Origin of the sequence: Acinetobacter sp. YQ_14, assembly GCF_043102985.1 — a bacterium.
Classification (GTDB): domain Bacteria; phylum Pseudomonadota; class Gammaproteobacteria; order Pseudomonadales; family Moraxellaceae; genus Acinetobacter; species Acinetobacter venetianus.
In genome coordinates this window covers 56715-82089 of sequence record NZ_JBICJJ010000015.1, presented here as the reverse complement: position 1 = coordinate 82089, position 25375 = coordinate 56715, and the positions used below count along the sequence as shown (strand labels likewise).

Below are 25375 nucleotides of genomic sequence, written 5' to 3'. Positions count from 1 at the left end.
TAGCAGAAATTTTTTTGATGAAATGCTATGTCTTTCCAACTCATTGAGGTTGCAGATGCAACTGTAAATATTCTATGTCCACATTGTCATCATGCTGTATTAGACTGGAACCAAGAACAATACATTCAGCCATGTGAGCATACTTTGTTTATGGCAATGGATTTGGGTTTTGAATTTATTGCAGATCGTTTTGAAGAGGTTTTATCTCAATCTGTCGATGAGATACATGAAGATCCTAATATGAATGTTTTTGCTTGTGTTAGCCAAGCAAACTATCCTGATATGCAAATTTTCAAAGCTGATTTGGGGGTAGAGGGAATGTACAGATATGTTGGATTTATTAAAAACTAGAAAGCCAAAAATAAAAAAGCCAATCATTTGATTGGCTTTCTATGTTTACAGCTTATGCTTCAGGTGCAGGGCTGTATTGTTCAACTAATGGTTTTAACTCACCATTTTGGAACATTTCAAGCATGATATCGCTACCACCAATTAACTCACCGTTTACCCATAATTGTGGGAAAGTAGGCCAGTTCGCAATTTGAGGTAAAGTTGCACGAATATCTTGATTTTCCAAGATATTTACATAGGCAAATGGGCGACCAATTTGGCTAAGTGCTTCTACTGCACGAGCAGAAAAACCACATTGCGGGAATTGTGGAGTGCCTTTCATGTAAAGTAAAACAGGGTGTTTCGCAATTTGATCACGAATTAACGCTACTGTATCACGCGCTTGTTCCGTCATAGATAGATCCTCAACTAATCTCCGTAAATTATATACCGAAAAAATCACTTGGGGCTATTGATAAAGATTTTTCTTGTATAAATGTGAGTTTAAGCTTTCAATCTACTCAAGTTTTTGCTTATATAACTTTTTCCACTACAACTAACGATAGATTGAGTTTGTTATGACTAATATCACTCTTGCTCCTGTACAACCTGATCAACCATCACATCTTATGGCTACTTATGGTCGCCAAGCGATCAGCTTTGTACGAGGACGAGGGGCTTACTTATATACAGCAGATGGAACTGAGTACTTAGATGCTTTAACAGGTATTGCCGTATGTGGTTTAGGTCATGCTCACCCAGTGATTGCGGAAGCAATTGCTGAGCAAGCTGCAACATTAATTCATACTAGTAATTTATTTGAAATCCCTTGGCAAACTGCTGCGGCTCAAAAACTTGCTGAAGTTTCTGGTATGGAAGAAATTTTCTTCTCAAATAGTGGTGCAGAATCAAATGAGGGTGCGATTAAAATTGCACGTAAGTTTGGTGCTAAACAAGGGATTAGCAATCCTAAAATTCTAGTTGCAGAGCAATCCTTTCATGGTCGTACATTAGCGACTTTATCTGCGACTGGGAATAAAAAAGTTCAAGATGGTTTTGCACCATTAGTTGAAGGTTTTATTCGTGTTCCATTTGGGGATGTTGAAGCGATTCAAGAAGCTGCAATCCATCATCCAGATATTGTTGCTATTCTGATCGAACCGATTCAAGGCGAAGGTGGTGTGAATACAGCACCACAAGGCTTTAGCTATTTGGAAGACGTGCGTGCTTTATGTAATCAACATAATTGGTTGATGATGCTCGATGAAATTCAAACAGGGAATGGTCGTACAGGTAAATACTTTGCTTACCAACATACCAATATTGTGCCTGATGTAATGACAACAGCAAAAGGTCTAGGGAATGGCTTTCCAATTGGTGCAGTGATGACTCAAGGTAAAGCTGTCGGTTTACTAGGTGCTGGAAGCCATGGTTCAACATATGGCGGTACAGTATTGGGCTCTCGCGTAGTCTATACAGTGATTGATACGCTACAGAAAGAAAATGCTGTTGAAAATGCAGCTACAGTTGGTACTTATATTGTTGAGCAGCTCAAGGCAGAATTAGCAGAGCATAATGTACAAGTACGTGGTTTCGGCATGATGATCGGTATTCAATTACCGAAAGATTGCCCAGAGCTTGTAGCGATCGCACGTGATGAGTATCAATTAATTGTGAATGTTACAGCAGGTTCTGTAGTGCGTTTGCTTCCACCATTAAATATGACTCAAGATCAAGCAGATGAATTGTTGAAACGTCTTGTTCCTGCAATTAAGAATTTTTTAGAAGCTTAATTCGACAAATAAAAAAGGGCAATTAATTGCCCTTTTTTATTGTTTATTATCCTGAGATGTATTGCTGAAGTTGCTCAATCAAAATGCGTTGATCATCCATTGCTGCTTTAACGAGATCGCCAATCGAAATAAAGCCTACAAGTTTCTCTTGTTCTAAAACAGGTAAATGACGTAAATGACGATCAGTCATAAGTTGCAAGCATTCTTCTACAGTATGATTCAGCCCAACTGAAATAACTTTAGAAGTCATAATGTCTGAAACAGGGGTGTTGTTTGATGAACGCTCCATCAATGCGATCTTACGTGTATAGTCACGTTCTGAAAAAATTCCGATGACTTTTTCATCTTCTGCAACGACTAATGCACCAACACCTTTCTCTGCCATAATTTTAATTGCTTCAAGTACAGTCGCATTTGGTGAGATTGTAAAAATTGATTGTACTGCTTTATTCTTGATGACTTGAGCAACGATTGTCATTGTTTATCCACCTGTGTTGTATTGTCATTTTCATTTAACTTAACGGTATTTTTTTTAATTGCAAAGCCCTAATTTACTTACGATGATAACTTTTTCTCATAAATGCTTAAAAAGTCATCATTGTACGTTGTCGCACTTAGGCAGGCATAACTGCTGCATCATGCATAAAAAAGAAATGCTGCATTTGTTGGGTTGAAAGCTTAAATTTACGATGTGATGAATTGAAAAGAGCAGGCTCTACTTGCAAACGAGTAAGTGTCGGTAAAAGAGATTCATGGAAATCTTTCGGGGTGATTTTCCGTGGTTTGTAATGCTTCCAATGCGATTTTGCATAACGATGTGCTTGAACGCCGTTTAGCCAAAATGGGAAAACTGGACCATCTTGATCAGACTTGATTGCCCAACCCTGATGATATAATCCCCAAAGAACACCGCAATACATCATTGTTTTTAGAATTGAAATTTTAATCATCAACTCTTTAGAGACTGGTTGAAAATGGTTAAACCGATACATGTTATTAAACTAATAGTATTCAAACTTATGTTTTATTATAAGAAATCTAGATGGCATTTATGTTTAAACAGTTCATGTAAATCGTAAGCAAATATTCTTGTTTATAAGAAAATTAAGACCTGCATCACCATTAACAACATAAATTGCGACTTTGATTCAAAGTGGGTATTTTGTAGATCAAGGAAATCAAAAAATCTAATACATAGAAAATTGTTAAAACTCTCCATCGTGCAAGTGCTTCCAGCTACTTTGTATAATTAGTGAATAAATCTGCTCTAAGGACGCCTTGACATTTAGAACTCTATAAGCTCTGTAGCATTAAATCGATGCTAAGAAGAATTGTATTTATAAAATGTAAGATATTAAAAATGCCACCTGAGCAAGTCAAAGCAACTAAGCTTTGGCGCAGTGCGAGTAAGATGATAGGGGATGAAAGAAGGTATTAAAAAACGCCACCTAAGTGACGTTTCTTTATGCTTGTAAGGTTGCCATCTTCTGCCAATACTGTGCTTTCAGGGAATCACGTTCTACACGGAAGCCTTGATAATACAACTCTGCTAAAAATAATGCCGCTTTACCGTGACCTGCTTTTGCTACTTCTTCAAGCTCTTTCACTGCATCTTGGAAGTTTTTTTGCGACTGAATTGTATTTACCGCATTAGCATATACATGCTCTAATTCATGGTTAGTAAAATGTTGAATCATATATAACTCCTTATTTTAATTATGATTACCGCAATTTCTATTCAAAGCTACTTTACTTTGAATTTAAGCTACTTTAACTTTGAATTGTTAAGGTATTATGACAATAATGATTGAATTGTCAAATATTTTGGGTGTCATTTCGTAAATAAAAGCTTACACGATTAAACATTTGCGGGAAATAATTTTAAGTAGAATCAATATGAGAATAATAGAAAAGGAGAATAACATGTCAAATGTAATTGATGGTGTAAACTTGGATGTGCCACCATTAGAAAGCCAAATTATCGAACTTGCAGATCATCATCGAAAACTGCTTGATGAAGCTATATTCCATCAGGAAATTCATTTAGGTGATTACTGCTTAGCTCAGCGTAAACGTGTTTATGATTTTGCAAGTCATTTAAGTCCTGCTGAAAAAGATCGCTTTTATCAAATCTATGATGGTGAGCTAAGAAGTATTGCAGATGACGATGATTTACATCCTGCTGATGCAGAAAGTGGGGTGGGAATGTTTGCTATTTTTATCAGTCTGGTGATCATTGCCTTCATTCTCTATTTTGCATTTGTTCGCAGTTTAATGAGCTAACCTATCTTATTTCACTACGTTCAATGAGTTGCGAAATCGTGACTTGTTGAATGTAGGGCTTGTTGAAAATGCTTATGACACATAAACTACAGATAATTCTGAGGTAGGTTATGCTGTCGATACTTTCTAAACATAAACTTTTACAGTCAAAATTTGGAACCAAAATAGATCAATTTAATAATATTTTGGTATCTATTGTTATTGCTGCGATTTTCATACTTGCATACAGTGCACTTTTACGTCCGATTAACCAACTTCAATATCAAAAAGTCATTCAATATTCTCAACAAGCGAGCCATCCGAAAACTCAAGATATGGCAGAATCAATACTGAAACATGATCAAATTCGCCGTATAGAATATTTGAAACTTTTAAATGCTTATCAGTTCGAATCAAATCGTATTAAGCAATATCCTGCAATGGCACAAGATGATGAATGAGTTTTAATCAATTCATTTTTATTTAGAAATGAATGGGTTGCCTGTATCGGGTAAAAAAAATCAATTTGTGCTAAACTCGCCCACATTTAAAAAGCTGCTTTTTTTCTCAAGGAATCGACATGCAACAGCAATCGAATATGCAAAACAAATTCTTGATAGATGCTGACATCGGTGATGACGATGTTACGTTACCAAGTTTACCTGCTGTTGATGTGCCGATTATTGAACCTATACAGCAGCAAACTCCAGTAGAAGCTCCAATTGTTGCTGCTGAAGAGGTTTCTAGTCCAGCAGTTCAAGAAGAAGCAAAATCAGGCTTCTTTGGTCGTATGAAAGATGGCTTGACCAAAACACGTCGTAGTTTTACGGATGGTATGGTCAATATCTTAATCGGTGGTAAAGAGATTGATGATGAGTTGTTAGAGGAAGTTGAAGAACAACTTCTTGTTGCTGACATTGGTGTAGATGCGACCAAAACAATCATTGCAAATCTTACTGAAAGAACGGCACGTGGTGACTTGATCTATTCACATGCACTGTATAAAGCATTGCAGGAAGAGCTTGTGGCTTTACTTGCTCCGCGTGTAAAACCTTTGCACATTGATCCAAACAAATCACCTTATGTCATTTTGATGGTTGGTGTGAATGGTGTCGGTAAAACGACAACCATTGGTAAGCTTGCAAAGCGTTTACAAGGTGAAGGTAAGAAAGTCATGCTCGCAGCTGGTGATACTTTCCGTGCTGCTGCGACTGAGCAATTGCAAATTTGGGGTGAGCGAAATGACATCCCAGTAGTTGCACAAGGTCATGGTGCAGATAGCGCATCAGTCATTTTTGATGCTTTTGAAAGCGCACGCGCTAAAGGTATTGATGTATTAATTGCTGATACAGCAGGGCGTTTGCAAAACAAGTCTAACTTAATGGAAGAATTGAAAAAAGTTAAACGTGTGATGCAAAAAATTGATGCAACTGCACCGCATGAAATTATGTTAATCGTTGATGCTGGTACAGGTCAAAATGCAATTAACCAAGTTCAACTGTTTGATGAAGCGGTTGGTTTAACTGGTATTACCATTACTAAATTAGATGGTACGGCAAAAGGTGGCGTGCTATTTAATATCGCAAGTCGTACTCACGTGCCAATTCGCTATATTGGTGTAGGTGAGAAAATTGATGATTTACGTCCTTTCTCAGCAAAATCATTTGTCGCAGCTCTATTTGAAACAGATAAGTAATCATTTGTGGTTAAGACAGACTCCACCTCGTGTGGAGTTTTTTTATTTATAATAAAATTTCACTGTTGCAAAAATAAAACGATCTGTCATGTTTTTTAGGCTATAACAAAAAAATGTACCGTTATACACTACATTTAATCCAAGATAACACCCGAAGGGTACAAGAGGCATAACAACATGAGTCACTTCTTAAATAGCATTAAATCACGTCGTACTATCTATGCAATTGGTAAAAATCTCTCAGTTGATCAAACTACAATTGAAGAAACGATTCGTGAAGCTGTTAAACAAAGCCCGTCTTCATTTAACTCACAAACTTCACGCGTTGTGACGTTATATGGTGAGTCTCATACAAAATTCTGGAATATTGTTCGCGAAACTCTACGTAAAATCGTACCAGCTGAAGCTTTTGAAGGTACAAATGCAAAAATTGATAGCTTTGCAGCTGGCTTTGGTACAGCATTATTTTATGAAGATCAAGATGTTGTAAAAGGCTTACAAGAACAGTTTGCTCTTTATGCTGACAATTTCCCAGTATGGTCTGAACATTCAAGTGCAATCGCTCAGTTTGCGACTTGGACAGCTTTATCTGAAATTAGTGTGGGTGCTTCATTACAACACTACAATCCAATTATTGATGAAGAAGTTGCACAAACTTTTGATATCCCAGCAAACTGGAAATTACGCGCACAGCTTGTGTTTGGTTCTATTGAAGCCGCTGCTGGCGAAAAAACTTATATGGATGATGCTGCACGTTTTAAAACTTTTAACTAAGTTTCATCTTTACCTAAAAAAGAGCACGTTAACGTGCTCTTTTTTTGTGTCATTAAATAGAATATTCGCCTAAAGAATGATGGTGTATATCATTAAAAATAATGTATATATCTTAAAAAAGCCGAATTGATAGAATAGACAGTTTGGTTTATTGTCATAAAATAGTCACAATCGCATTGCATAGTGCATACGATTTCATAAATGTTTATATCGAGAAGAGTCTAATGTCTTTAAGAGTTGGTGTTGCTGCTTTCGGGTTATTATTAAGTAGTTCAGTTTTTTCAGCAGTTACAATCACTGCACCTGAAGAGATCGTGATTCTTGCTGTAAATGGTCAAGAAGTAAATAATGGATTGATTCCATCTAAGAAAAATAACTATCAAGTAGATCCAGGTAATCTAACTGTAAATGTTCGCTATCGTGAATATTTTGAACATTTGAATGGTGAGCATGACATCGTAAAATCAGGTGTCGTTACAATTCAAGCACCAAATTTACAAGACAATTCATCATATCGTTTAGCCTTAGTTGGCGCTCCAAAAAGCTTTGATGCAGCCAAAAAATATGCCGATCAACCAACGGTTGGGTTATACGATCAAAATAATAAACTCGTAGTTCAGCAAACAGGTGCGAATAATGAAGCACAACCTTGGTTCTCTGGTGGCAACTTCTTAAGCCGTACGCTTGATTTGACGCAAAAAAATAAGAACAACACCGTCAACCAGCCAGCGCCAGTTTATGCTGCTAATGCGCAAGCTGCCGCACCTGTTGTCGTGACAACAGCAGCTGTAGCTGGTACTGCTAAAACAACAGATCAACAACTGGTGGATTTATGGCAGAAGGCTTCTAAAGCCGAGCGTCAAAAGTTTATGGCTTGGTTGGCTGGTCAAACGAACTAGTTTATTTAAGAACTAATTCTTTTAAAGTTATACAAGAACCGATGTTATCATCGGTTTTTTATTGTGTTTAAAATTCTAAAAATGCCTTTAAATATTAGAAAAGCGCTTACAGACGACATTGAGCAATTAACCAAACTGATCAATTCAGCCTATAGAGATCAATTGAGTCGAAGTTGGACTACTGAGAAATCTTTTGTTCAAGGAAATAGAATTACTATTCAGCAATTAGAAAGAGATTTGGAACAAGAGAATTTTCAGTTGTTAATTGGTGAGAATGAACAAGGTTTGATGGTGGGGTGTATTGGTTTAACTTTTAATCAAGATACGGTTGAAATAGGAACTTTTGCCATTGATCCAAAGGTTCAAAATTCAGGTTATGGGCGTGAAATGCTTGGATTTGTAGAAAATTATGTTCCTAATCATCATCCTGATGCGTCTCAATTCATTATGTATGTATTAGATGTGAGAGTTGAATTGATTTCATTTTATGAGCGCCGTGGATATTGTAGAACAAGTCGTTTAGAAGCTTATCCGATAGAGGCAGAAGTAGGGCAGCCATTAGTGCCAATTCAGCTTATTGAAATGAGAAAAGCAATTTAATGATAAGAAACACCATGATCTTCCAACATAGATCATGGTGTTAACTAAAAATTAGTTTTCAACTATTTTCGAATCATTCTTCAAAACTTGCGTAGACCAAATAGAACCTATCGGTGCTGTTTTTGCTCGATGATTTGCTTGTTGATAGAAACGTAGGAATACTAGTCCAAATAAAATTGCCACCACATCAATCCATATTAAATTGCCTGTCGAATGCCAAAGACTCTGAATAGGAAAGATATAAGCAAGCAATGAGGTAGTAGGAAGTAACAACAAAATTATTGCAATTGATAACAATAATCTTGGTAGGACCTTCGCTGTACCTATGATAAAACTGTATAAAATACAAGCTATAAAGACAGAGTAGTAGCTATACATAAACACATGGTTATGACTTTGTAATTGCACTGGAATGATGTAACCCCAACGTCCTATAAGCATACTGGCAAAGATACCCAGCATACATCCCAGACAGGCGCCAATGGTAAGGTTTGCAATAAACATCACATCCTTGCGCTGGCTAGGTACAGGTAGGTTTGGATTCTTCTGCTTACGTAACCGTGTTTCAATCCACAAAATATTGCCTGAATAGAACAGATAAGCGCCACCTAAACCAAAAATTAGATAAATCCAACGGATTGGCTCACCACCATAATTACCAAAATGTAAAGCAAACATTGAGCGAATCAGAGAGGCAGCAGCATTTTCTTCGGTGGATAAGGTTTTTGTTGGATAAGGTGCATTTTGATATGGGTTAAAAGACATATAATCAAAGTTATCACCCCGTAGCATACGATCAGGATGGTACAAAGAGACAAATGCTGAGGCTCTTTGAGGATGATCAAGCTGATTAAATCGAATGCCATCAATGCGATAATCAGGTGCTGCTTTTTGGATATTTAGATAAATCTTATTTATGTCTAGTGGTGCAATTGGCTCAACTATTTTGACTAGTGGCGGTCGCTCAAATAGCGGTTTGTCTTTTGATACAAGCTGTGTAAGTGCACCATAAAAAATATCATGGAAAGCAAAAACAACCACAGTGACACTAATTATGATATGAAAGGGTAAGCTAGTAATACCTACGACATTGTGTGTATCTAACCAAAAGCGCTTTTTATTTTTACCTACTCTAACTGCGAAATAATCTTTGACCAGTGTTGGCAAGAGCACAATTAATCCTGACATAATTGCGAGAAAATATAAAACGGCAACAACACCCATTACCATGACACCTGCTGTGTGATGTCCGATCATGCCGGGAATACCAGCAGTTTCATGCAATTGTTCGATTAACCAGCCTAATTTTGAAATATTTTCTTCTTTAGCAATCAGGCTTCCTTGTGAATCAAGTGTTGCCATCATTCTAGTTTGTGCAATATTGATTCCATGATGATCATCTTCATCATGTTTTGCTTCCCATTGGATTGGTGCGTTATGGCCTTCAGGTGAGTTAAAACTTAAGGTAAATGCTTTTAATGTTTCAGGGTATTTGGTTTGAACTTGTTCAATCAGTAAGTTGTAATTCTTTGGCTCGATGGCAGCTAATTTTTGCTGAGGTGGTGTCGCCCATTGACTGAGTTGATGTTGAAACATTGTCAACCCACCAGCGAAGAAGCAAATGAACAAAAGAATCCCAGCTGTGATGCCGACCCAAGTATGTAGATTTTTGCCTGTTTTAATAATATCTGCGCGGATTTTCATTTTAGCCCCTTAAACAAAATAACAACGTGTAAGCGACCACGTTCGCAATGCTAAAAATAAACAGGCTTTGCCAGCCCTTAGGAATGAAATACGCAAGGAAGAATACAAACAGCCAGATCCATGGAATTGACCACATTCCTAATTGTGGAGCTAGTGCGGAATCAATATAAGCTTTTGACAAAATCAGAATAAGAGAACCAGCGGCTAATGAGAAAATGAAACCTAGCACAGCACCTGCAAATGTTTTTAACCACCAATCTGACTGAATTTTTTGTTTAACTATATTCATTTGTTCAACCTCATGATGAGGGGAATAAATGGGGTAAATGACCAAACTAGAGTTGCCACAGACAGCCAAATTAATATGGCTACCAACAACGGTAGTGAATAAACCAAAATAATTAAGCTAAAAATCATACCTGCTAATGCGGAAAACTGAGTTGTCCGCGATAGTGGTTTTTGCAAAATTTTTTGATTGCTATGGGTGAGATAAAGTCCCAAGCATGAAAGAATGGAAATAATGATACCTATATTTTTTAATAGCATAGCAATGAATTTGTAAAATATAATGATAATAATTATTATTTAAAATTAATATAAATTAAAGCCCTAATCAGATATAAGTAGTAAATTCTATATTTTTAAATGCTATTAATATTGATAATCGTTATCATTTATGTAGAATGTAAAAAAATGTTGCTTATACTGAAGGGGTATTCATGAAACATAGCAATTTGTATATATCAATTATTGTGGTTCTCATAGGAAGTGCAGCCAATATAGCGAATGCAGTTGAACAAATAGAGAATAAGCCTGATACAAATGAACTTCCAACAATCCATTTAACTGCTGAACATGCATCACCTTCATATACGGTAGCAAAATCAAAATCAGCAACTAAATTAGATTTATCACTCAAAGAAACACCACAGACGATAAGTGTGATCACCGAACAACGAATCCAAGATCAAAATTTAAATACAGTCGAAGAAGTATTGGATCAAACGCCTGGGGTGTATGTTCGACGTTTCGGGGCTCAAGGTGCCGTAGGTAATGGCGGGGAATATACGTTTTATTATTCTCGCGGTAACCAAATTCTTAATTATCAAATTGATGGTGTTATGACATCACCAGCTACCAGTGGGAAAAATGGCTCATCTTTAAGCAATTTAAATCCAATTATTTATGACAATATTACGGTTGTTAAAGGTGCAACAGGATTAACAAATGGCGCTGGTTATCCAAGTGCGAGTGTTTCACTCAATAGAAAACATGCTACGAGTGTTGAACCAAAAGCAACTCTGTCCATTGCAGGTGGTTCAAATCAAACCATTCGATCAAGTTTTGATGTACAAGGGGCGCTGAATGAATCTGGCGATGTACGTGGACGATTGATCGCAGCTTATGGTCATAGCGATTCATGGCGAGATTGGGGTGATCAGCGTGATGCGACTCTATATGGTGTTATAGATGCTGATTTAGCAGAGAATACATCCATTGCTGTTGGTGCGATGCTAAGTCGTGCAAGATTAAATGGACAAGGTGTACATGGCCTAGATATGTATGGTCAAGACGGTAAAATTATGCCATTTGATCGTGAATTTAACGCGAGTGCAAAATGGGCATATAGCCAAGTAGATACATTGAATTTTTTTACGCAATTGAAGCATCAATTCTTAAATCGTTGGAATCTACAAGCAAATTATAACTACACCAAACAAGATATTGAGTCGCTGTATGGTGTGATTGGTGTTGCCCAAGCTGATTATACCAATATGACCGCTTCTTTAGCAGCATCACAAAATGACTTTGCACCTGAAGAACATAGCTTAGATATTTCTATAGATGGTCCATATCGACTTTTTGGTCGTGAGCATGAGCTCATGATGGGTGCAAGTTATCAAAAGATAAAAAGTTATAATGATGCTTACCAAGGATATAATGCACAAAAAGTAATAGATTTAAATCAATGGAATGGGAATGTTGCATTGCCTGCGACTGCACGCACAGTCGTAGGCCTAAGCAATAAAGATTATGAGCAATCAGGTTTTTATTTTGCTACACGATTAAATCCATTTGATCCATTACATGTAATCTTGGGCACACGTCTTTCAAATTATGATTTAAAAACACATTCAACCAATTCTGTTCGTAACACTGTTCAGGATTCAAAAATTGATGAATCTAATAAGGTTACTCCATATGCAGGTATAACCTTTGACTTAACGCCAAATCTGACTGCTTATGCAAGTTATACAAATATTTTTCTACCTCAGGATAACCGTGACTACTCATATAACTTCTTAGATCCGCAAGAAGGAGATAATTATGAGGCGGGTCTAAAATCCTCTTTTTATGACAATCGCTTAAATATTAGTGCAGCTTATTTCCAAGCCAAAATGGATAATGTCGCTGAATCAGCAGGAAAATATGTTGCTGAAGATAATGCTGTCAAAAATAACTGGGCAAAAGTTGGTGATACCTATTATAGAAGTATTAAGGGTGCGACAACAAAAGGTTATGAAATCGAAATTGCTGGCCAAATTTTGCCAAACTGGAGCATTCAAGCGGGGTATACGCTAGCTGAAACTAAAAATAAAGGCGAAAGAATCAACACTGATATTCCAAAGCAACAGTTTAAGCTGTTTACGACATACAACCTTCCAATCTTGGACAATAAGTTGACTGTAGGTGGTGGGGTGAACTGGCAAAGTGAATTCTATGATAGATCGAAGACAGGCTTGAATTATGAGGCTTATCGTCAGAAATCATTTGCTTTGGTTGATCTAATGGCTCGATATAATTTAAACGAGAACGTAGCTTTAGGGTTCAATGTTGATAATTTAACGGACAAAAAATATCGCACCAATACTTGGGCAAATACCTATGGTGATCCAAGAACTTATATGGGTTCTATCACCTTTAAATACTAAAATAAAAAAGAGGAAGCAATTTGCTTCCTCTTTTGTTTGGATTTGAAAATTAATTACCCAACCAAATGTAGTAACCTAAAATCATTAAAGGCCATGCAACATAAGGGCTAAATAACCATTTCCATAACCAGAATCTTGGTATAAATCCAACGCCGTGAATGAAGCCACCAGAGATACCGATCATCACAATCATTAACAGGCTATGATTATAGTGTCCATTAGCATCAAGCATTAACGAAGGATGTACCAATAAAATAGCAGCAAGTGGCAATGCCAACAAAAACGAAACGGTCATTGCAAGCACTTGAGCTTTACTATTCTTCGGTGTTGTCATTGCTTCAGCCATTTTATTATTCCTCATCTAAATTTTGATGATGTTCGATATAGAGTGCACTAAGTACACCAGCAAAACATGCCATCAAAATGCCTAGAATCCATGCAAAATACCACATTTCACATCTCCTCATTAGTACAAACTATGTGAATTTTCTTGAATATGTTTGTTTGTAATAACACCCCACATTTTGTAATAAGACCAAGAGGTATAGATCAAAATGAGAGGAACAAAAATACATGCAGCAACAGTCATAACACCAAGTGTTTTGTGACTTGAAACAGCATCCCACATAGTCAAGCTTGATGTAGGATCAATGCTTGATGGTAATAGGAATGGGAACAATGCAAAACCAGCAGTTAAGATTGCACCAACCACCATTAAACTCGTACCTGTGAAGCTCATAGCAGCTTTGTGTTTAGCCGCACTGATAATCACTAATAATGCACCCAAGATAGCAATGATTGGGGCAGCCATTGTGATTGGATAAGTTGAGTAGTTATTCATCCAACCATGATTTGCATTTGTCACAACATCTTTAGCAAGTGGGTTTAACGCAGCATTGGTATTTACAGCAGTTGCATAACTATAACCATTGATATTGCCGAAGAATAACCAAGCACCTGCAGCTAAGAAACATACGAGGAATACAATTGCCATAATCTGTGTCGCTTTAGCAGAACGATTATGTAAATCACCATCTGTACGGAGCATTAACCAAGCGCCACCATGAGCACATAGCATCGATAAGCTCACAATACCGCAAATCAATGCAAATGGATTTAGTAGGGCAAAGAAGCTACCTGTATATTGTGAACGTAGTGTTTCATCTAAAGTAAATGGCACGCCTAAGAATAAATTACCGAAAGCAACGCCGAATACTAATGCAGGTACAGCACCACCAACGCAAAGCCCCCAGTCCCAAGAATTACGCCATTGTGTATTTTCTAACTTGGAACGGTAGTCGAAACCGACGGGCCGTAAGAATAGGGCAAACAAGACTAAGAGCAGTGCCCAGTACATCCCAGAGAAGGCAACGGCATAAACCATTGGCCATGCGGCAAATAAAGCACCACCCGCAGTAATGAACCAAACTTGGTTACCATCCCAGTGTGGTGCAATCGTATTGATTGCAGCACGACGTTCTGAGTCAGTTTTACCGACAAATGGCATGAGTGCCATAGAGCCCATATCGAAACCATCAGTGAGCGCGAAGCCAATCAGTAGTACACCTACTAAAACCCACCAAATAATTTTTAGGAGTTCATATTCGATCATGACTGAGCCTCCCCAGCTTTAGCTTCTAATTTCTCAAAGTGGTATTTACCAGTATGCAATGAACTTGGTCCTAAACGAGCGAACTTGATCATTAAGTACATTTCGATAATGAGAAGTACGGTATAGAACGCAGCGAGTGCAATAATTGAACCCCACACATCACCTGTACTTACACTTGAAGCGGACAAGTGTGTTGGTAAAATTTCACCAATTGACCAAGGTTGACGACCACCTTCAGCAACGTACCAACCTGTTTGTGCAGCAATCCATGGAAGTGGTAAAGCAAATAAAGCGAACTTCAATAACCAAGGTTTATTTTCTGCATTACGTTTAGCGACAGACCATGTAGCGAGAACAAACAGCAATAGCATTAAGAAACCTGAAGCAACCATAGCACGGAAAGAGAAGAATAGTGCAGCAACGTTTGGAATAGTATCTTTAGTTGCAGCTTGGATGTGTTCTTCAGTCGCATCAACAACATTCGGGGTATATTTTTTCAATAACAGACCATAACCTAAGTCTTTTTGGTTCTGTTCAAATGAAGCAAGTAAGTCAGGAGAGCGGTCGCCAGCACGAAGCTTTTCTAACTCGCTATAAGCCACCATACCGTTGCGAATACGCACTTCATGCTCTTTCATAAGGTCTTTTAGACCTGTTACTTGTTTGTCAGTAGAGCGTGTCGCGATAATCCCCATAACATAGGGAATCTTGATTGCGTAGTCAGTTCGCATTTCTGCTTGATTTGGAACACCAAATAGAGTGAATGCAGCAGGGGCTGGTTCTGTATGCCATTCTGCTTCAATCGCAGCAAGTTTAGTTTTCTGAACGTCACCTAATTCATAACCAGATTCATCGCCCAGTAAAATTACTGAAAGAGTAGATGCCAAACCGAAAATCGCGGCAATTGCGAATGAGCGACGAGCAAAAGGTAAGTCGCGTTTTTTCAATAAGTAGTAGCTGGAAATCGCGAGTACGAAAATCGCACCGGTGACATAACCTGCTGAAACCGTGTGAACAAATTTTACTTGAGCAACTGGGTTAAAGATTAAGGCACCGAAGTCAACAAGCTCCATACGCATGGTTTCAAAGTTGAATGCTGCACCGACAGGGTTTTGCATCCAACCATTGGCAATCAAAATCCATAAAGCGGACATGTTCGAGCCAATTGCAACGAGCCACGTTACACCTAAATGTTGAACTTTAGAAAGGCGATCCCAACCAAAGAAGAATAAACCAATAAATGTTGATTCTAGGAAGAATGCCATCAGGCCTTCGATGGCAAGTGGTGCGCCAAAGATATCGCCGACATAGTGAGAATAATATGCCCAGTTAGTACCGAACTGGAATTCCATGGTTAAACCAGTGGTTACACCTAAAGCAAAGTTAATCCCAAAGAGTTTCCCCCAGAACTTAGTCATGTCTTTATAGATTTCTTTGCCTGAAATCACATATGTGGTTTCCATAATGGCAAGAATGAAAGCTAGACCTAATGTTAGAGGGACGAAAAGAAAGTGATACATTGCGGTCATTGCAAATTGGAACCGCGAAAGATCGACCACGCTTTCAGAAATCATCAACGTGTCTCCTGATTGTTGGACATGTCACCAGCAATACGCTCGGCAACTTCATTGTTAAAATCTTTTGGAATCGTTGGGGCATCAAACCAGACGTTCTTAATCACCATAAGGATCGCAACTTTAATAATAAGAATTATTGCTATTTCACGGATTAAGCGCCGATTTGGATCTTGAGAACTCGTGTTCATTGGAACCTAGCCTCATATTTTAAAAAGATGTAAAACATTATTAAATAAAATTCATTAAAAATAAACCTTTAGGATATTTAAAATAATTCATATATGTTAAGTTTATATAAAACAATGTGTTATGTTGTTTTTATTGGTTTTTATAAAATAAGTATAATTAACCAACTAAAACAATAGGGTATAGATTTTAAATCCGATCAAAACAATTGTATTTATAATTTTAAACCTGATTAAAAAGATATGATTTATTATTATTTAAATATAATTAAAACCTAGTAAAATAGTATGAATATAAAATAATTAATATTTACATGAGCTTAGGTATTTGGTTACATAAATAAGCACTAATTGTAATGAAAACACTATAAAACCAAGTGTATTACTAGAGTTTATTGTTGAAAATGTGATGCATTTCTCTATCGAAAATTGCTTCAAACTTCTGAAAAGAAAGCAAGTAGGGCATTGCGCAAAATAAAGAATAAAAACACTGTTAAATTTGTAACATTTTGTAATTTTTCTTGCTATGGCTATGTCGAACTTTAATCGCGACTAATTTTATTTAATTAATCGGCTGTAAAAAGCTTATTTGAGAGTGAAATTTTTTTTGCTAAATAATGAGAGTTGGATTTTTGACTAATCAATAAGACTTGTGACTGTAGCTCTAATTCACCGAACTCTGGTTCAACTTGTACATAATAAAGTTGACCAAACTCATCTCTTACACGCGCCTGTGCAGAAAAACCAGGACGAGCATTGCCTGTAGAGATTGTAGCTAAACGACCTACTAAGCTAGTGTGTGTATGCGTTACCTTTGGCTTAATGACCTGATCGAGACAATGGATCATAAATACGGTGAAGAAGATATCAATGATTAATGCTGGAATAAAAAGATAATAAGGTGAAATGAAGTAGTGCTGTAATGCGAAGAAAGATAGCTCTAAAAAATATCCAGCAAAACTGAAATTGATGAGTAAGAAAACAAAAATTAAATATTTTGAAAACTTTACGTCTAGTAAAGGAGAGTTCAGCAGCCATTCAGGTGTGAGTTTTTTGACTAAATGACTTGGACGTAAACCGATGAATATCCCGATGGTTTCTGCAATACTGAGAAAAATCAAAGCAACTACGCTCATGTGAAATGGCATAAGGTAGTAATTTAGAAAAAACTCAGTCATAGCAGAATTCATAATTCAGGAATTAATCAATATAAATACCACCATCAGAGTGGACTTCCAAATTTACCTTTTCAAGGAAGTCACCCAAACAAGGCCCTGAGATACATTCACCTGTTTCAACAGAGAACAATGCACCATGAGTAGAACATTGAATATACTCACGATCTTGATCTAGAAACTGGTTTTCTAAGTATTCAAGTTCAGTTTGCAGATGCGGACAAACATTTTGGTATGCATAAAAGCTACCATCTTTTTGGGTAATAAAGATTGTTGTGCCTTTCATCGTATCGAATGCGCGTGATTCGCGTTCAGGCACTTCCTCAGTCATGCAAATCTTTTCCATGTTATGCACATTCCTGTTGAGTCGCTTTAAATTGTTCAAAGAGTTTAGCGTAGTTTTCAACGCTTAAACGAGGGCCGAATTGTGCTACGACTTCACTTGAGATAAGAATAGCAAGTTGCGCAGCAGCCTCTAAGCTGAGACCAGCATTGATCGCATAAAGGAATGCACCTGCAAATGCATCACCAGCACCATTTGTATCAACGGCTTCTATTTGACGACCAGCTACATGGAATTGCTTTGATGGATCGATAATCATCGCACCATTTGCACCTTGCGTAATCACAATGTGTTGGTTATTCACTTTTAATGCTTCGATAGCCGCATCAAGATTGTCTGTATTGGTGAACATCAATGCTTCTTGTTCATTACAGAAAAGTAGATCAACGCCGTCATCTAATAATTCTTCTAAGCCTGAGCGAGCGTATTGAACCATTGCTGGATCTGAAAGTGAGAGTGCAATTTTCACTCCGTGTTGCTTTGCTAATTCACGAGCTTGTTTAACTGCAACTCGCGCAGTATCACTTGTAGACAGGTAGCCTTCGATATAAATCCATTTCGCAGTTTTTAGTGGTTCGAAATCAATTTGTTCAGCAGATAACTCAGCTGTAATTCCAAGAAAGGTATGCATTGTACGTTCAGAGTCAGGGCTGATCAGAACCATGCATGTGCCTGTAACACCTTCACTGATCGATTGTTTCGCTGTCTTGATACCTGCATCATTAAGACCATTCAGATAAATTGAACCTAGTTCATCATTACCAACACGGCAACCATAAAAAGCAGTACCACCTAGAGCACTAAACGCAACCGTTGTATTTGCTGCTGAACCACCGCTTGCTTGACCTTTATAGGTTTGGCTATCTTGAAGCTGTTGATATAATGCTGCTTGAGTTTCACCATCGGTCAACTGCATTGTGCCTTTTTGCAAAGCTTGCTGTGTTAAAAACTCATTTGAGACTTTAAATTCTTGGTCAATGAGTGCATTCCCAATTGCAAAAAGATCAACAGTTGCCATGTTTGTCATCACATTAAAATTCAAAATGCAAAGTTTACACTAATGCTCTGGATTACAGTAGTTTGTTGAAAAGAATTCAGCCAATAAGTGCATAGTTTAGGATAAAGACATAGATGATTTTGATTAAACAATTACAAATTGTTGATGTGCTAATTCATTTAGATTCGCTATTCATCTATTGCAAAATGAAGGCTTAGGTTTTATTGATAGATTTAAACAAAAAAATTTAAAGTCAAAAATCGCTTAAAGCGAGTAGGAGGAGAAAAGCTATCGAGATTAAGTTGAGCCAACAATTTTATTTAAAGTTTATTATTAGACCTTGAATTTCAGTGATGTAAATTTAAAAGAAATTGCTCTGCATAGGTATATTGCTTAGTCGATGAATTTTTCTACAAAAACATAGTAATTTACATGGATATCTCTATCTATTCTTCGGTAGACTCTCTAAAGTAAATTGTAATCATTTAATGTAGATAAATTGGAGATAACATGACTGTAGATGTTACTGAAAGCATTACTCAAACTATTCATCCTGCGTTTCAGCTATTACGTCAACATCATGTAGAAGCACTTGATATCCAAGTTTCAGAATATAAGCACAAAGTTACTGGTGCAGTTCACTATCATTTAGCTACTAGTCATGATGAAAATGTATTTTTAGTAGCATTCAGAACACAACCTATGGACTCTAAAGGCACAGCACATATTTTAGAGCATACTGCACTCTGTGGTTCTGAAAAATTTCCTGTACGTGATCCATTCTTTTTGATGATTCGCCGTTCTTTGAATACATTTATGAATGCATTTACAGCGGCGGACTGGACAGCATATCCATTTGCTACACAAAACAAAAAAGATTTTCAGAACTTACTTTCTGTGTATTTAGATGCAGCATTTGCAGCTAATTTAAATCCGCTCGATTTTGCACAAGAGGGTATTCGTATTGAGTTGGAAAATGATCAAGCGGTTTATAAAGGTGTGGTCTTTAATGAAATGAAAGGAGCAATGAGTTCTCCTACAGATCAACTTTACCATCAGCTAGCACATCATTTATTCCCAGAGACTACTTATCATTACAACTCTGGTGGTGATCCAAAGGATATTCCAGACTTAAGTTATGAGCAGCTTGTTGAGTTTTATAAGACTCATTATCACCCGAGTAATGCAGTTTTCATGACCTTTGGTAATGAAAGTGCTTATGATCTTCAAGAGCAATTTGAAAAGTTAGCTTTACATAAGTTCTCAAAAGGGACAACTTTATATTCAACGCCTGAAAAACGTTTAACTGCACCAGTTGAAGTGACCGAAAGCTATGCGGTTGATAGCGAAGATTTAACAGACAAGACTTATCATGTAATGTCTTGGTTGTTACCTGAAACCAGCGATATTAAGCTGCGTTTAGGGATGCGTTTGGTTGAGGGGATTCTGTTAGAAAACTCGGCTTCTCCATTACGTCATTGTTTAGAAACCTGTGGTTATGCTCAATCAACGGGCCCACTCATGGGTGTTGATGACAGTAACTTTGAAATGACTTTCTATTGTGGTGTTCAGGGTTCAAATGCTGAACACGCTGAAAGTTTCAAAAATGGTGTATTACAAGTTTTAAATGATGTTGCTTCTGCACCTGTGGATACAGATCTTGTCGATGCAATTCTTCACCAAATTGAGTTGCACCAACGTGAAATCAATGGTGATGGTACGCCTTATGGTTTAAGTCTAATTCTAAACGGCTTGGGCAGTGCAATTCACCATAATGATCCGATTCACGTATGGGATGTTGATTCTGCGATTGAACAAGTCAAAGAAGAACTCAAAGACCCAATGTGGTTGTCTAATTTGATTCAAACGCATTTGTTAGATAATCCACATCGTGTACAAATGACGCTTGTTCCAGATGCAAGCAAGTCTGTGAAAGAACAGCAAGAGGAACAAGCACGTTTGGCTGAAATTACGGCTCATTTGACTGATGCACAAAAAGTTGAAATCCAAGAAAAAACTGAAGCGCTTAAAAAGCGTCAAGATACGCCAGATAAATTGGAACTGTTGCCAAAAGTTGGACTTGAGGACGTGCCTGCCGATCTACAGATCGTACAGGGGCAATTACGAGAAATCATTTGTAACGGTTTGGATACACCGCTCAATCTTTATCATGCAGGTACTAATGGGATTTATTACCAACAGGTCTTGATTCAGATTCCTGATGAAATTGTTCAATCACCATATTTCAATTTACTCTCAATCCTCATGGGTGAAGTGGGTGCTGGCGAATATGATTATCTTGAATTCCAACAAATCCAAACTGCGGTTAGTGGTGGTCTCGGTATGGGCGCATCTTTGCGTAGTAAAGTTGATGACAAAGAGCGCATCAGTTCTTGGTTAACTTTGACTACGAAATCGCTTACTCAAAAATTTGATGCGATTCAATTGTTGAAACTGGCATTTGAAAAACTACGCTTTGATGAGAAAGATCGTATTATCGAATTATTGCAACAACGTAAAACTCGTTGGCAGTCTCGATTGTCAGGTTCTGGGCATAGCTATGCAATGCAAGCCGCTTCTCGTCAAATGAGTGCTTTAGCTCGTCGTGATTATCACAACACAGGACTTGGTGCATTAAACTGGTTGAGCGATTTAGTTAATAAAATTGATCAAGATGAAACAGCATATCAATCCTTGATTAACGAATTACAGGCTATTCATCGAAAGCTTTTACAAGCGCCTAAACAGTTCTTGCTGGTGTGTGAAGAACATCAATCTGATCGTCTGGTTGAAGAAATCCAAAATGTTTGGGATAAATTAGAAGTTAACAAAGAACCTGTAAGCTTAACTCAAGTTGAACGTGTAGAAAGTTCAGAGGATGAAGCTTGGTTGATTCAAGCTAATGTTCAATTCTGCTCATCAGCATATCAAGCAGTTGATGTGGCGCATGCAGACGCCGCACCTTTAATGGTACTTGCAGCATATTTACGTAATGGCTTCTTACATAGCGCAATTCGTGAAAAAGGTGGAGCATATGGCGGCGGTGCAAGCTATGATGGAAATGCATGTTCATTCCGTTTCTATAGTTACCGCGACCCACGTTTAGTCGAAACATTTAATGATTTTGAAGCAAGTATTCAATGGTTATTGAATACTGAGCAGCAACCTCATCAACTAGAAGAAGCAATTCTTGGTTTAGTTGCAAGTATGGATAAACCAGGTTCACCAGCGGGTGAGGCAATTACAGCTTGCTATGCCTTGCTTCATGCACGTACACCTAAATTCCGTAGATTGTTACGTGAACGTTTGTTAAACGTTAACCTAGATGATGTAAAACGTGTAGCAACACAATATTTGTTAGAGCAGACACCTGTGAAGGCAGTAGTTGCACCATTTGCGAAGCGTGAAGAGTTACAGAAACTTGGCTTTAATATTCAACAAGTAAATTAAAAGAAAAAATTGGAGAAATATATGGCGTTCAAATCATTTGAACGTAGTCATTTAGAACTAAGTATAGTCACTATACTTAGTTCTTTTGCTACGGCTGGTGCAAATGCTCAGGCAACCACGCCTGCTAGTCCAGCAACTGTTGATGCCTGTGTTGCCTTAGCTTCTAATGCAGAGCGTTTAGCATGTTATGACAGTCTTTTTAAAGCACCAACCATTATTCCAACACAAGCGCAAACAGATGCCGCACCTGAGGTTGCAGCAGCTGTACCTGTAGTTGAGCCGAATGAAACAAATAAGCCTGTGTCTTTGAAAGATAAGGTGGTTCAAAAGGTTAGCGACTTACATGTATTAGGCGCAGCGCCTAAATTTGATCCTAATGTTTCTTTACTTGATCGCCGTTGGGAGTTATCAGAAGAAAGTAAGCTTGGTGTATGGAATATTCGTGCTTATCAGCCTGTTTATTTGCTTCCTGCGTTTTGGACAAGTGATAAAAATGAATTTCCTAGCAGTCCAAATCCCAATAATACAGTTACTGACAAACAGAATTTAACGTCAACCGAAGCAAAGTTCCAAATTTCCTTAAAAACAAAAGCATGGGAAAATATTTTTGGAAACAATGGTGACTTATGGTTAGGTTATACCCAGTCATCTCGTTGGCAGGTGTTTAACTCGGAGGAATCTCGCCCATTCCGTGAGACAAATTATGAGCCTGAAGCAAGCTTAATGTTTAGAACAAACTATGAAGTTCTGGGGTTAAATGCACGTTTGCTTGGCGTGACACTCAACCATCAATCAAATGGCCGTTCTGACCCGTTATCACGTAGCTGGAATCGTGTGATTTTCAATTTAGGTTTTGAAAAAGACAATTTTGCTTTGATGTTACGTCCATGGTATCGCGTTGAAGAAAATGCGAAAGATGATAATAATCCAGATATCAAAGACTATATTGGTCGTGGTGATTTAACCGCTTTTTATCGCAAAGGTGATAATGATTTTTCTTTGATGTTACGTCACTCTCTTAAAGGCGGTGATCGTTCTCATGGTGCTGTACAGTTTGATTGGGCATTTCCAATCAAAGGTAAATTACGTGGACATCTGCAATTATTTGATGGATATGGTGAGAGCCTAATTGATTATAACCACCGAGCAACATATGTTGGCTTGGGTGTATCGTTAATGAATTGGTACTAAATGAGCTTAAATATTCCAGAGCCATTATTGCAGCTTGAAGCAAATTGTGGTGTGTTCGCAATTTGGTTGATTTTAAAGCAATATCAAACGCATATTGATATTGCTGACCTGATTAAATTATCTGGTCATGATCAAATTGATGGAACATTTACGATTGCTTTGGCTGTTGCATTGAAAAAACTAGGGGTTGAGGTCTCTTTTTATACTGCACCAGACCCTAATGTTGATGAAAAAGAAAAGCAAATTTTTGTTGAAGCGAAACGACTTCAGATTCCAATTGGAGCTGCCTTAACTTATGCTGAAATTCAGCAAGCATTTGAAGAGGGTAAGTTTATTATTGTGTTTTATGACACATTGGAAGGTACAGGAAATCAATCTTTAATCTACTCAATAGATGAGCATGAAATTAGCTTCTGTGATCATTTTGATGTGATGACTAAAGCAGTATTTGAAAGGCAACGACAAGCTGACGGTATATGTCAGCAGGTCATTGTCATTGAGCAGCCTGTAGAGCATTATCCAATCTGAATATTGGCATTTGCATGTTTTAAACGGCTCTTCTTCGGTGTTGCAATTAAGTAGGCCAGCGTAAGAGGGCCTAATCTTCCAGTAAACATTAATATGCTGAGCACGAATAAACTGCCATCATGTAGCTCACCTGTGAGACCACGTGAAAGACCAACGGTACATGCTGCTGAAACGACCTCAAACATCAGATCAAAAACATCAAGCTCTGGTTCTAAGACTAATAAAATAAAATAACCGAAGAACACCAGCATTCCTGTTATCGCCGTGACTGCAAGCGCTTTATATGTTGTTTCATGTGAAATTGAATGGTTGAAAATGCGTATTTCTTCATTGCGTCTCAAAAAAGAAATCACGCATAAAAATAGAACAACGAATGTGCCGACTTTAATACCCCCAGCTGTACTGAGTGATCCACCACCAATAAACATTAATAACATGGTGAGAAGTCCAGTGCTGTGATTCATCGCTCCAGTATCAATTGTGTTAAACCCTGAGGAGCGTGGGACTGTTGCTTGAAACCAAGCATTTGCAGCTTGCTCACTAAAGCTCATAGGGCCGAGCGTTAAAGGATTATTTGACTCTAAAATCCAAACCAATATAAAAGCAACCAAATTTAAAATTGCAATCGCACTTAAAATTAACTTGCTGTTCGGACTTAATTTGCTCCAGCGCTTATGCTGTTTTATATCCATCAGTACAAGGAAGCCGATACCCCCTAATATATAAAGTGAGCTAATAGTAATACTGATTAAATAGTTGTGTTGAAAATTCATTAAACTATTGTCAAATAATGAAAATCCAGCATTATTAAAAGCTGAAACACTATAAAATACAGCATAGTATAGACCGCGTGCAAAGCCATAAATAGGTGTAAAAGCGGTCGTTAAAATGATGACCCCAATTAACTCAAAAAGCAGTGTATACGCCACCACGCCTTTTGCAACAAAGGTAACTTTCGATAAGCTGGTTTGTCCTAAACTATCTTGGGCCATCATTTGTTGTTTTAAGCCGACCTTGGGGGAAAGGCTAAGTGCAGCTAGAATTGCAAACGTCATGAACCCCAAACCACCAGATTGAATCAACAGCAAAATCACAAATTGGCCAAGGTGGTTAAACGTATCATTAATATTTACGACAGAAAGTCCAGTAATAGTTACCGCTGACGTAGCGGTAAACAGCGCATCCATCCAGCTCAATTCTTCTTTTTGCATAAATGGGAGTTTAAGCAATATTGTTCCAATAACAATAAAGCTTAAAAAACCAATCGCAAGTAAGGATGGGGGGCTTAGGTTAAAAATTTTCTGGGAATTCATTTGCATTGACATT

At 37.6% G+C, this 25375-nt stretch carries 27 protein-coding genes; 12 read left to right on the top strand and 15 right to left on the bottom strand.

The features are described from left to right. Positions 1–27: 27 nt before the first annotated feature. The gene (locus ACF8D3_RS08025; protein ID WP_392471012.1) at positions 28–351 is read left to right on the top strand and encodes a hypothetical protein; all 324 of its coding nucleotides are present in this window, start codon (positions 28–30) and stop codon (positions 349–351) included. Positions 352–403: 52 nt separating this feature from the next. On the opposite strand, the gene grxD is transcribed toward ACF8D3_RS08025, so the two are convergent. Further along, a complete protein-coding gene (grxD, locus tag ACF8D3_RS08020; RefSeq protein WP_004772459.1) occupies positions 404–745 on the bottom strand; it encodes a Grx4 family monothiol glutaredoxin in 342 nt (113 codons plus the stop codon). A 163-nt stretch (positions 746–908) separates the two neighbouring features. Here grxD and ACF8D3_RS08015 point away from each other — a divergent pair, with 163 nt between their 5' ends. Then, positions 909–2123: an aspartate aminotransferase family protein gene (locus ACF8D3_RS08015; RefSeq protein ID WP_392471011.1), complete on the top strand. Its 1215-nt coding sequence runs from the start codon at positions 909–911 to the stop codon at positions 2121–2123. 46 nt (positions 2124–2169) lie between these two features. Here the strand turns inward: ACF8D3_RS08015 and ACF8D3_RS08010 are convergent, their stop codons facing one another. The 3 genes from ACF8D3_RS08010 to ACF8D3_RS08000 form a co-directional block, all read right to left on the bottom strand. Further along, positions 2170–2601, bottom strand: a complete 432-nt coding sequence (locus tag ACF8D3_RS08010) for a CBS domain-containing protein (RefSeq protein WP_004879821.1) — start codon at positions 2599–2601, stop codon at positions 2170–2172. A gap of 136 nt (positions 2602–2737) precedes the next feature. Next, complete coding sequence (locus tag ACF8D3_RS08005) at positions 2738–3115, bottom strand: DUF2750 domain-containing protein (protein ID WP_004879819.1); 378 nt, start codon at positions 3113–3115, stop codon at positions 2738–2740. A 471-nt stretch (positions 3116–3586) separates the two neighbouring features. Then, positions 3587–3820, bottom strand: coding sequence for a hypothetical protein (locus ACF8D3_RS08000; protein WP_004879818.1), 234 nt, complete (start codon positions 3818–3820; stop codon positions 3587–3589). Between the two features lie 226 nt (positions 3821–4046). On the opposite strand from ACF8D3_RS08000, the gene ACF8D3_RS07995 reads away from it, so the two are divergent. The 6 genes from ACF8D3_RS07995 to ACF8D3_RS07970 all read left to right on the top strand — a co-directional run bounded on the left by ACF8D3_RS07995 (position 4047) and on the right by ACF8D3_RS07970 (position 8354). After that, positions 4047–4406, top strand: coding sequence for a hypothetical protein (locus ACF8D3_RS07995; protein ID WP_004879816.1), 360 nt, complete (start codon positions 4047–4049; stop codon positions 4404–4406). 110 nt (positions 4407–4516) lie between these two features. Further along, positions 4517–4846 carry a hypothetical protein gene (locus ACF8D3_RS07990; protein ID WP_392471010.1) on the top strand — a complete coding sequence of 110 codons (330 nt, stop codon included), beginning with the start codon at positions 4517–4519 and terminating at the stop codon, positions 4844–4846. A 119-nt stretch (positions 4847–4965) separates the two neighbouring features. Next, the gene (ftsY, locus tag ACF8D3_RS07985) at positions 4966–6081 is read left to right on the top strand and encodes a signal recognition particle-docking protein FtsY (RefSeq protein WP_392471009.1); all 1116 of its coding nucleotides are present in this window, start codon (positions 4966–4968) and stop codon (positions 6079–6081) included. Positions 6082–6258: 177 nt separating this feature from the next. Then, positions 6259–6855 carry a nitroreductase family protein gene (locus ACF8D3_RS07980; protein ID WP_392471007.1) on the top strand — a complete coding sequence of 199 codons (597 nt, stop codon included), beginning with the start codon at positions 6259–6261 and terminating at the stop codon, positions 6853–6855. Positions 6856–7079: 224 nt separating this feature from the next. Then, positions 7080–7754, top strand: coding sequence for a DUF2057 family protein (locus ACF8D3_RS07975; protein ID WP_004879808.1), 675 nt, complete (start codon positions 7080–7082; stop codon positions 7752–7754). Between the two features lie 81 nt (positions 7755–7835). Next, positions 7836–8354: a GNAT family N-acetyltransferase gene (locus ACF8D3_RS07970; protein WP_392471080.1), complete on the top strand. Its 519-nt coding sequence runs from the start codon at positions 7836–7838 to the stop codon at positions 8352–8354. Between the two features lie 51 nt (positions 8355–8405). Here ACF8D3_RS07970 and ACF8D3_RS07965 read toward each other — a convergent pair whose 3' ends face one another. Beyond that, the gene (locus ACF8D3_RS07965) at positions 8406–10058 is read right to left on the bottom strand and encodes a PepSY domain-containing protein (RefSeq protein WP_192412224.1); all 1653 of its coding nucleotides are present in this window, start codon (positions 10056–10058) and stop codon (positions 8406–8408) included. A 1-nt stretch (position 10059) separates the two neighbouring features. After that, positions 10060–10347: a hypothetical protein gene (locus tag ACF8D3_RS07960; protein ID WP_192412222.1), complete on the bottom strand. Its 288-nt coding sequence runs from the start codon at positions 10345–10347 to the stop codon at positions 10060–10062. Between the two features lie 430 nt (positions 10348–10777). Here ACF8D3_RS07960 and ACF8D3_RS07955 point away from each other — a divergent pair, with 430 nt between their 5' ends. Continuing rightward, complete coding sequence (locus tag ACF8D3_RS07955) at positions 10778–12991, top strand: TonB-dependent siderophore receptor (RefSeq protein ID WP_392471006.1); 2214 nt, start codon at positions 10778–10780, stop codon at positions 12989–12991. Positions 12992–13040: 49 nt separating this feature from the next. Here the strand turns inward: ACF8D3_RS07955 and ACF8D3_RS07950 are convergent, their stop codons facing one another. From ACF8D3_RS07950 to ACF8D3_RS07915, 8 genes are all read right to left on the bottom strand, one after another. Continuing rightward, on the bottom strand, positions 13041–13337 hold the full coding sequence (locus tag ACF8D3_RS07950; RefSeq protein WP_061398135.1) for a cyd operon YbgE family protein: 297 nt from the start codon (positions 13335–13337) through the stop codon (positions 13041–13043). A 4-nt stretch (positions 13338–13341) separates the two neighbouring features. Then, the gene (gene cydX / locus ACF8D3_RS07945; protein WP_000270276.1) at positions 13342–13443 is read right to left on the bottom strand and encodes a cytochrome bd-I oxidase subunit CydX; all 102 of its coding nucleotides are present in this window, start codon (positions 13441–13443) and stop codon (positions 13342–13344) included. Between the two features lie 14 nt (positions 13444–13457). Beyond that, positions 13458–14603 (bottom strand): cytochrome d ubiquinol oxidase subunit II, encoded by a 1146-nt coding sequence (gene cydB / locus ACF8D3_RS07940; RefSeq protein ID WP_061391981.1) that lies wholly within the window; start codon positions 14601–14603, stop codon positions 13458–13460. Beyond that, positions 14600–16177, bottom strand: a complete 1578-nt coding sequence (locus tag ACF8D3_RS07935; RefSeq protein ID WP_004879794.1) for a cytochrome ubiquinol oxidase subunit I — start codon at positions 16175–16177, stop codon at positions 14600–14602. Before ACF8D3_RS07935 ends, cydB begins: the two co-directional genes overlap by 4 nt. Beyond that, complete coding sequence (gene cydP / locus ACF8D3_RS07930; RefSeq protein WP_004879791.1) at positions 16177–16368, bottom strand: cytochrome oxidase putative small subunit CydP; 192 nt, start codon at positions 16366–16368, stop codon at positions 16177–16179. Before cydP ends, ACF8D3_RS07935 begins: the two co-directional genes overlap by 1 nt. A gap of 563 nt (positions 16369–16931) precedes the next feature. Next, the gene (locus ACF8D3_RS07925) at positions 16932–17543 is read right to left on the bottom strand and encodes an OB-fold-containig protein (protein ID WP_019384515.1); all 612 of its coding nucleotides are present in this window, start codon (positions 17541–17543) and stop codon (positions 16932–16934) included. A gap of 22 nt (positions 17544–17565) precedes the next feature. Continuing rightward, positions 17566–17871 carry a Rieske (2Fe-2S) protein gene (locus ACF8D3_RS07920; protein WP_019384516.1) on the bottom strand — a complete coding sequence of 102 codons (306 nt, stop codon included), beginning with the start codon at positions 17869–17871 and terminating at the stop codon, positions 17566–17568. A gap of 16 nt (positions 17872–17887) precedes the next feature. Beyond that, positions 17888–18901, bottom strand: coding sequence for an adenosine kinase (locus tag ACF8D3_RS07915; protein ID WP_392471005.1), 1014 nt, complete (start codon positions 18899–18901; stop codon positions 17888–17890). Positions 18902–19390: 489 nt separating this feature from the next. Here ACF8D3_RS07915 and ACF8D3_RS07910 point away from each other — a divergent pair, with 489 nt between their 5' ends. The 3 genes from ACF8D3_RS07910 to ACF8D3_RS07900 are packed head-to-tail and all read left to right on the top strand — an operon-like array spanning position 19391 to position 24049. Then, entirely contained in the window at positions 19391–22330 is a 2940-nt protein-coding gene (locus ACF8D3_RS07910) for an insulinase family protein (protein ID WP_392471003.1), read from the top strand. A 21-nt stretch (positions 22331–22351) separates the two neighbouring features. Continuing rightward, positions 22352–23521: a phospholipase A gene (locus ACF8D3_RS07905; protein ID WP_392471002.1), complete on the top strand. Its 1170-nt coding sequence runs from the start codon at positions 22352–22354 to the stop codon at positions 23519–23521. Next, on the top strand, positions 23522–24049 hold the full coding sequence (locus ACF8D3_RS07900) for a cysteine peptidase family C39 domain-containing protein (protein WP_392471001.1): 528 nt from the start codon (positions 23522–23524) through the stop codon (positions 24047–24049). On the opposite strand, the gene ACF8D3_RS07895 is transcribed toward ACF8D3_RS07900, so the two are convergent. Further along, a complete protein-coding gene (locus ACF8D3_RS07895) occupies positions 24037–25374 on the bottom strand; it encodes a TrkH family potassium uptake protein (protein ID WP_004879777.1) in 1338 nt (445 codons plus the stop codon). The two genes, ACF8D3_RS07900 and ACF8D3_RS07895, sit on opposite strands and share 13 nt — an antisense overlap. Between the last annotated feature and the right edge of the window lies 1 nt (position 25375).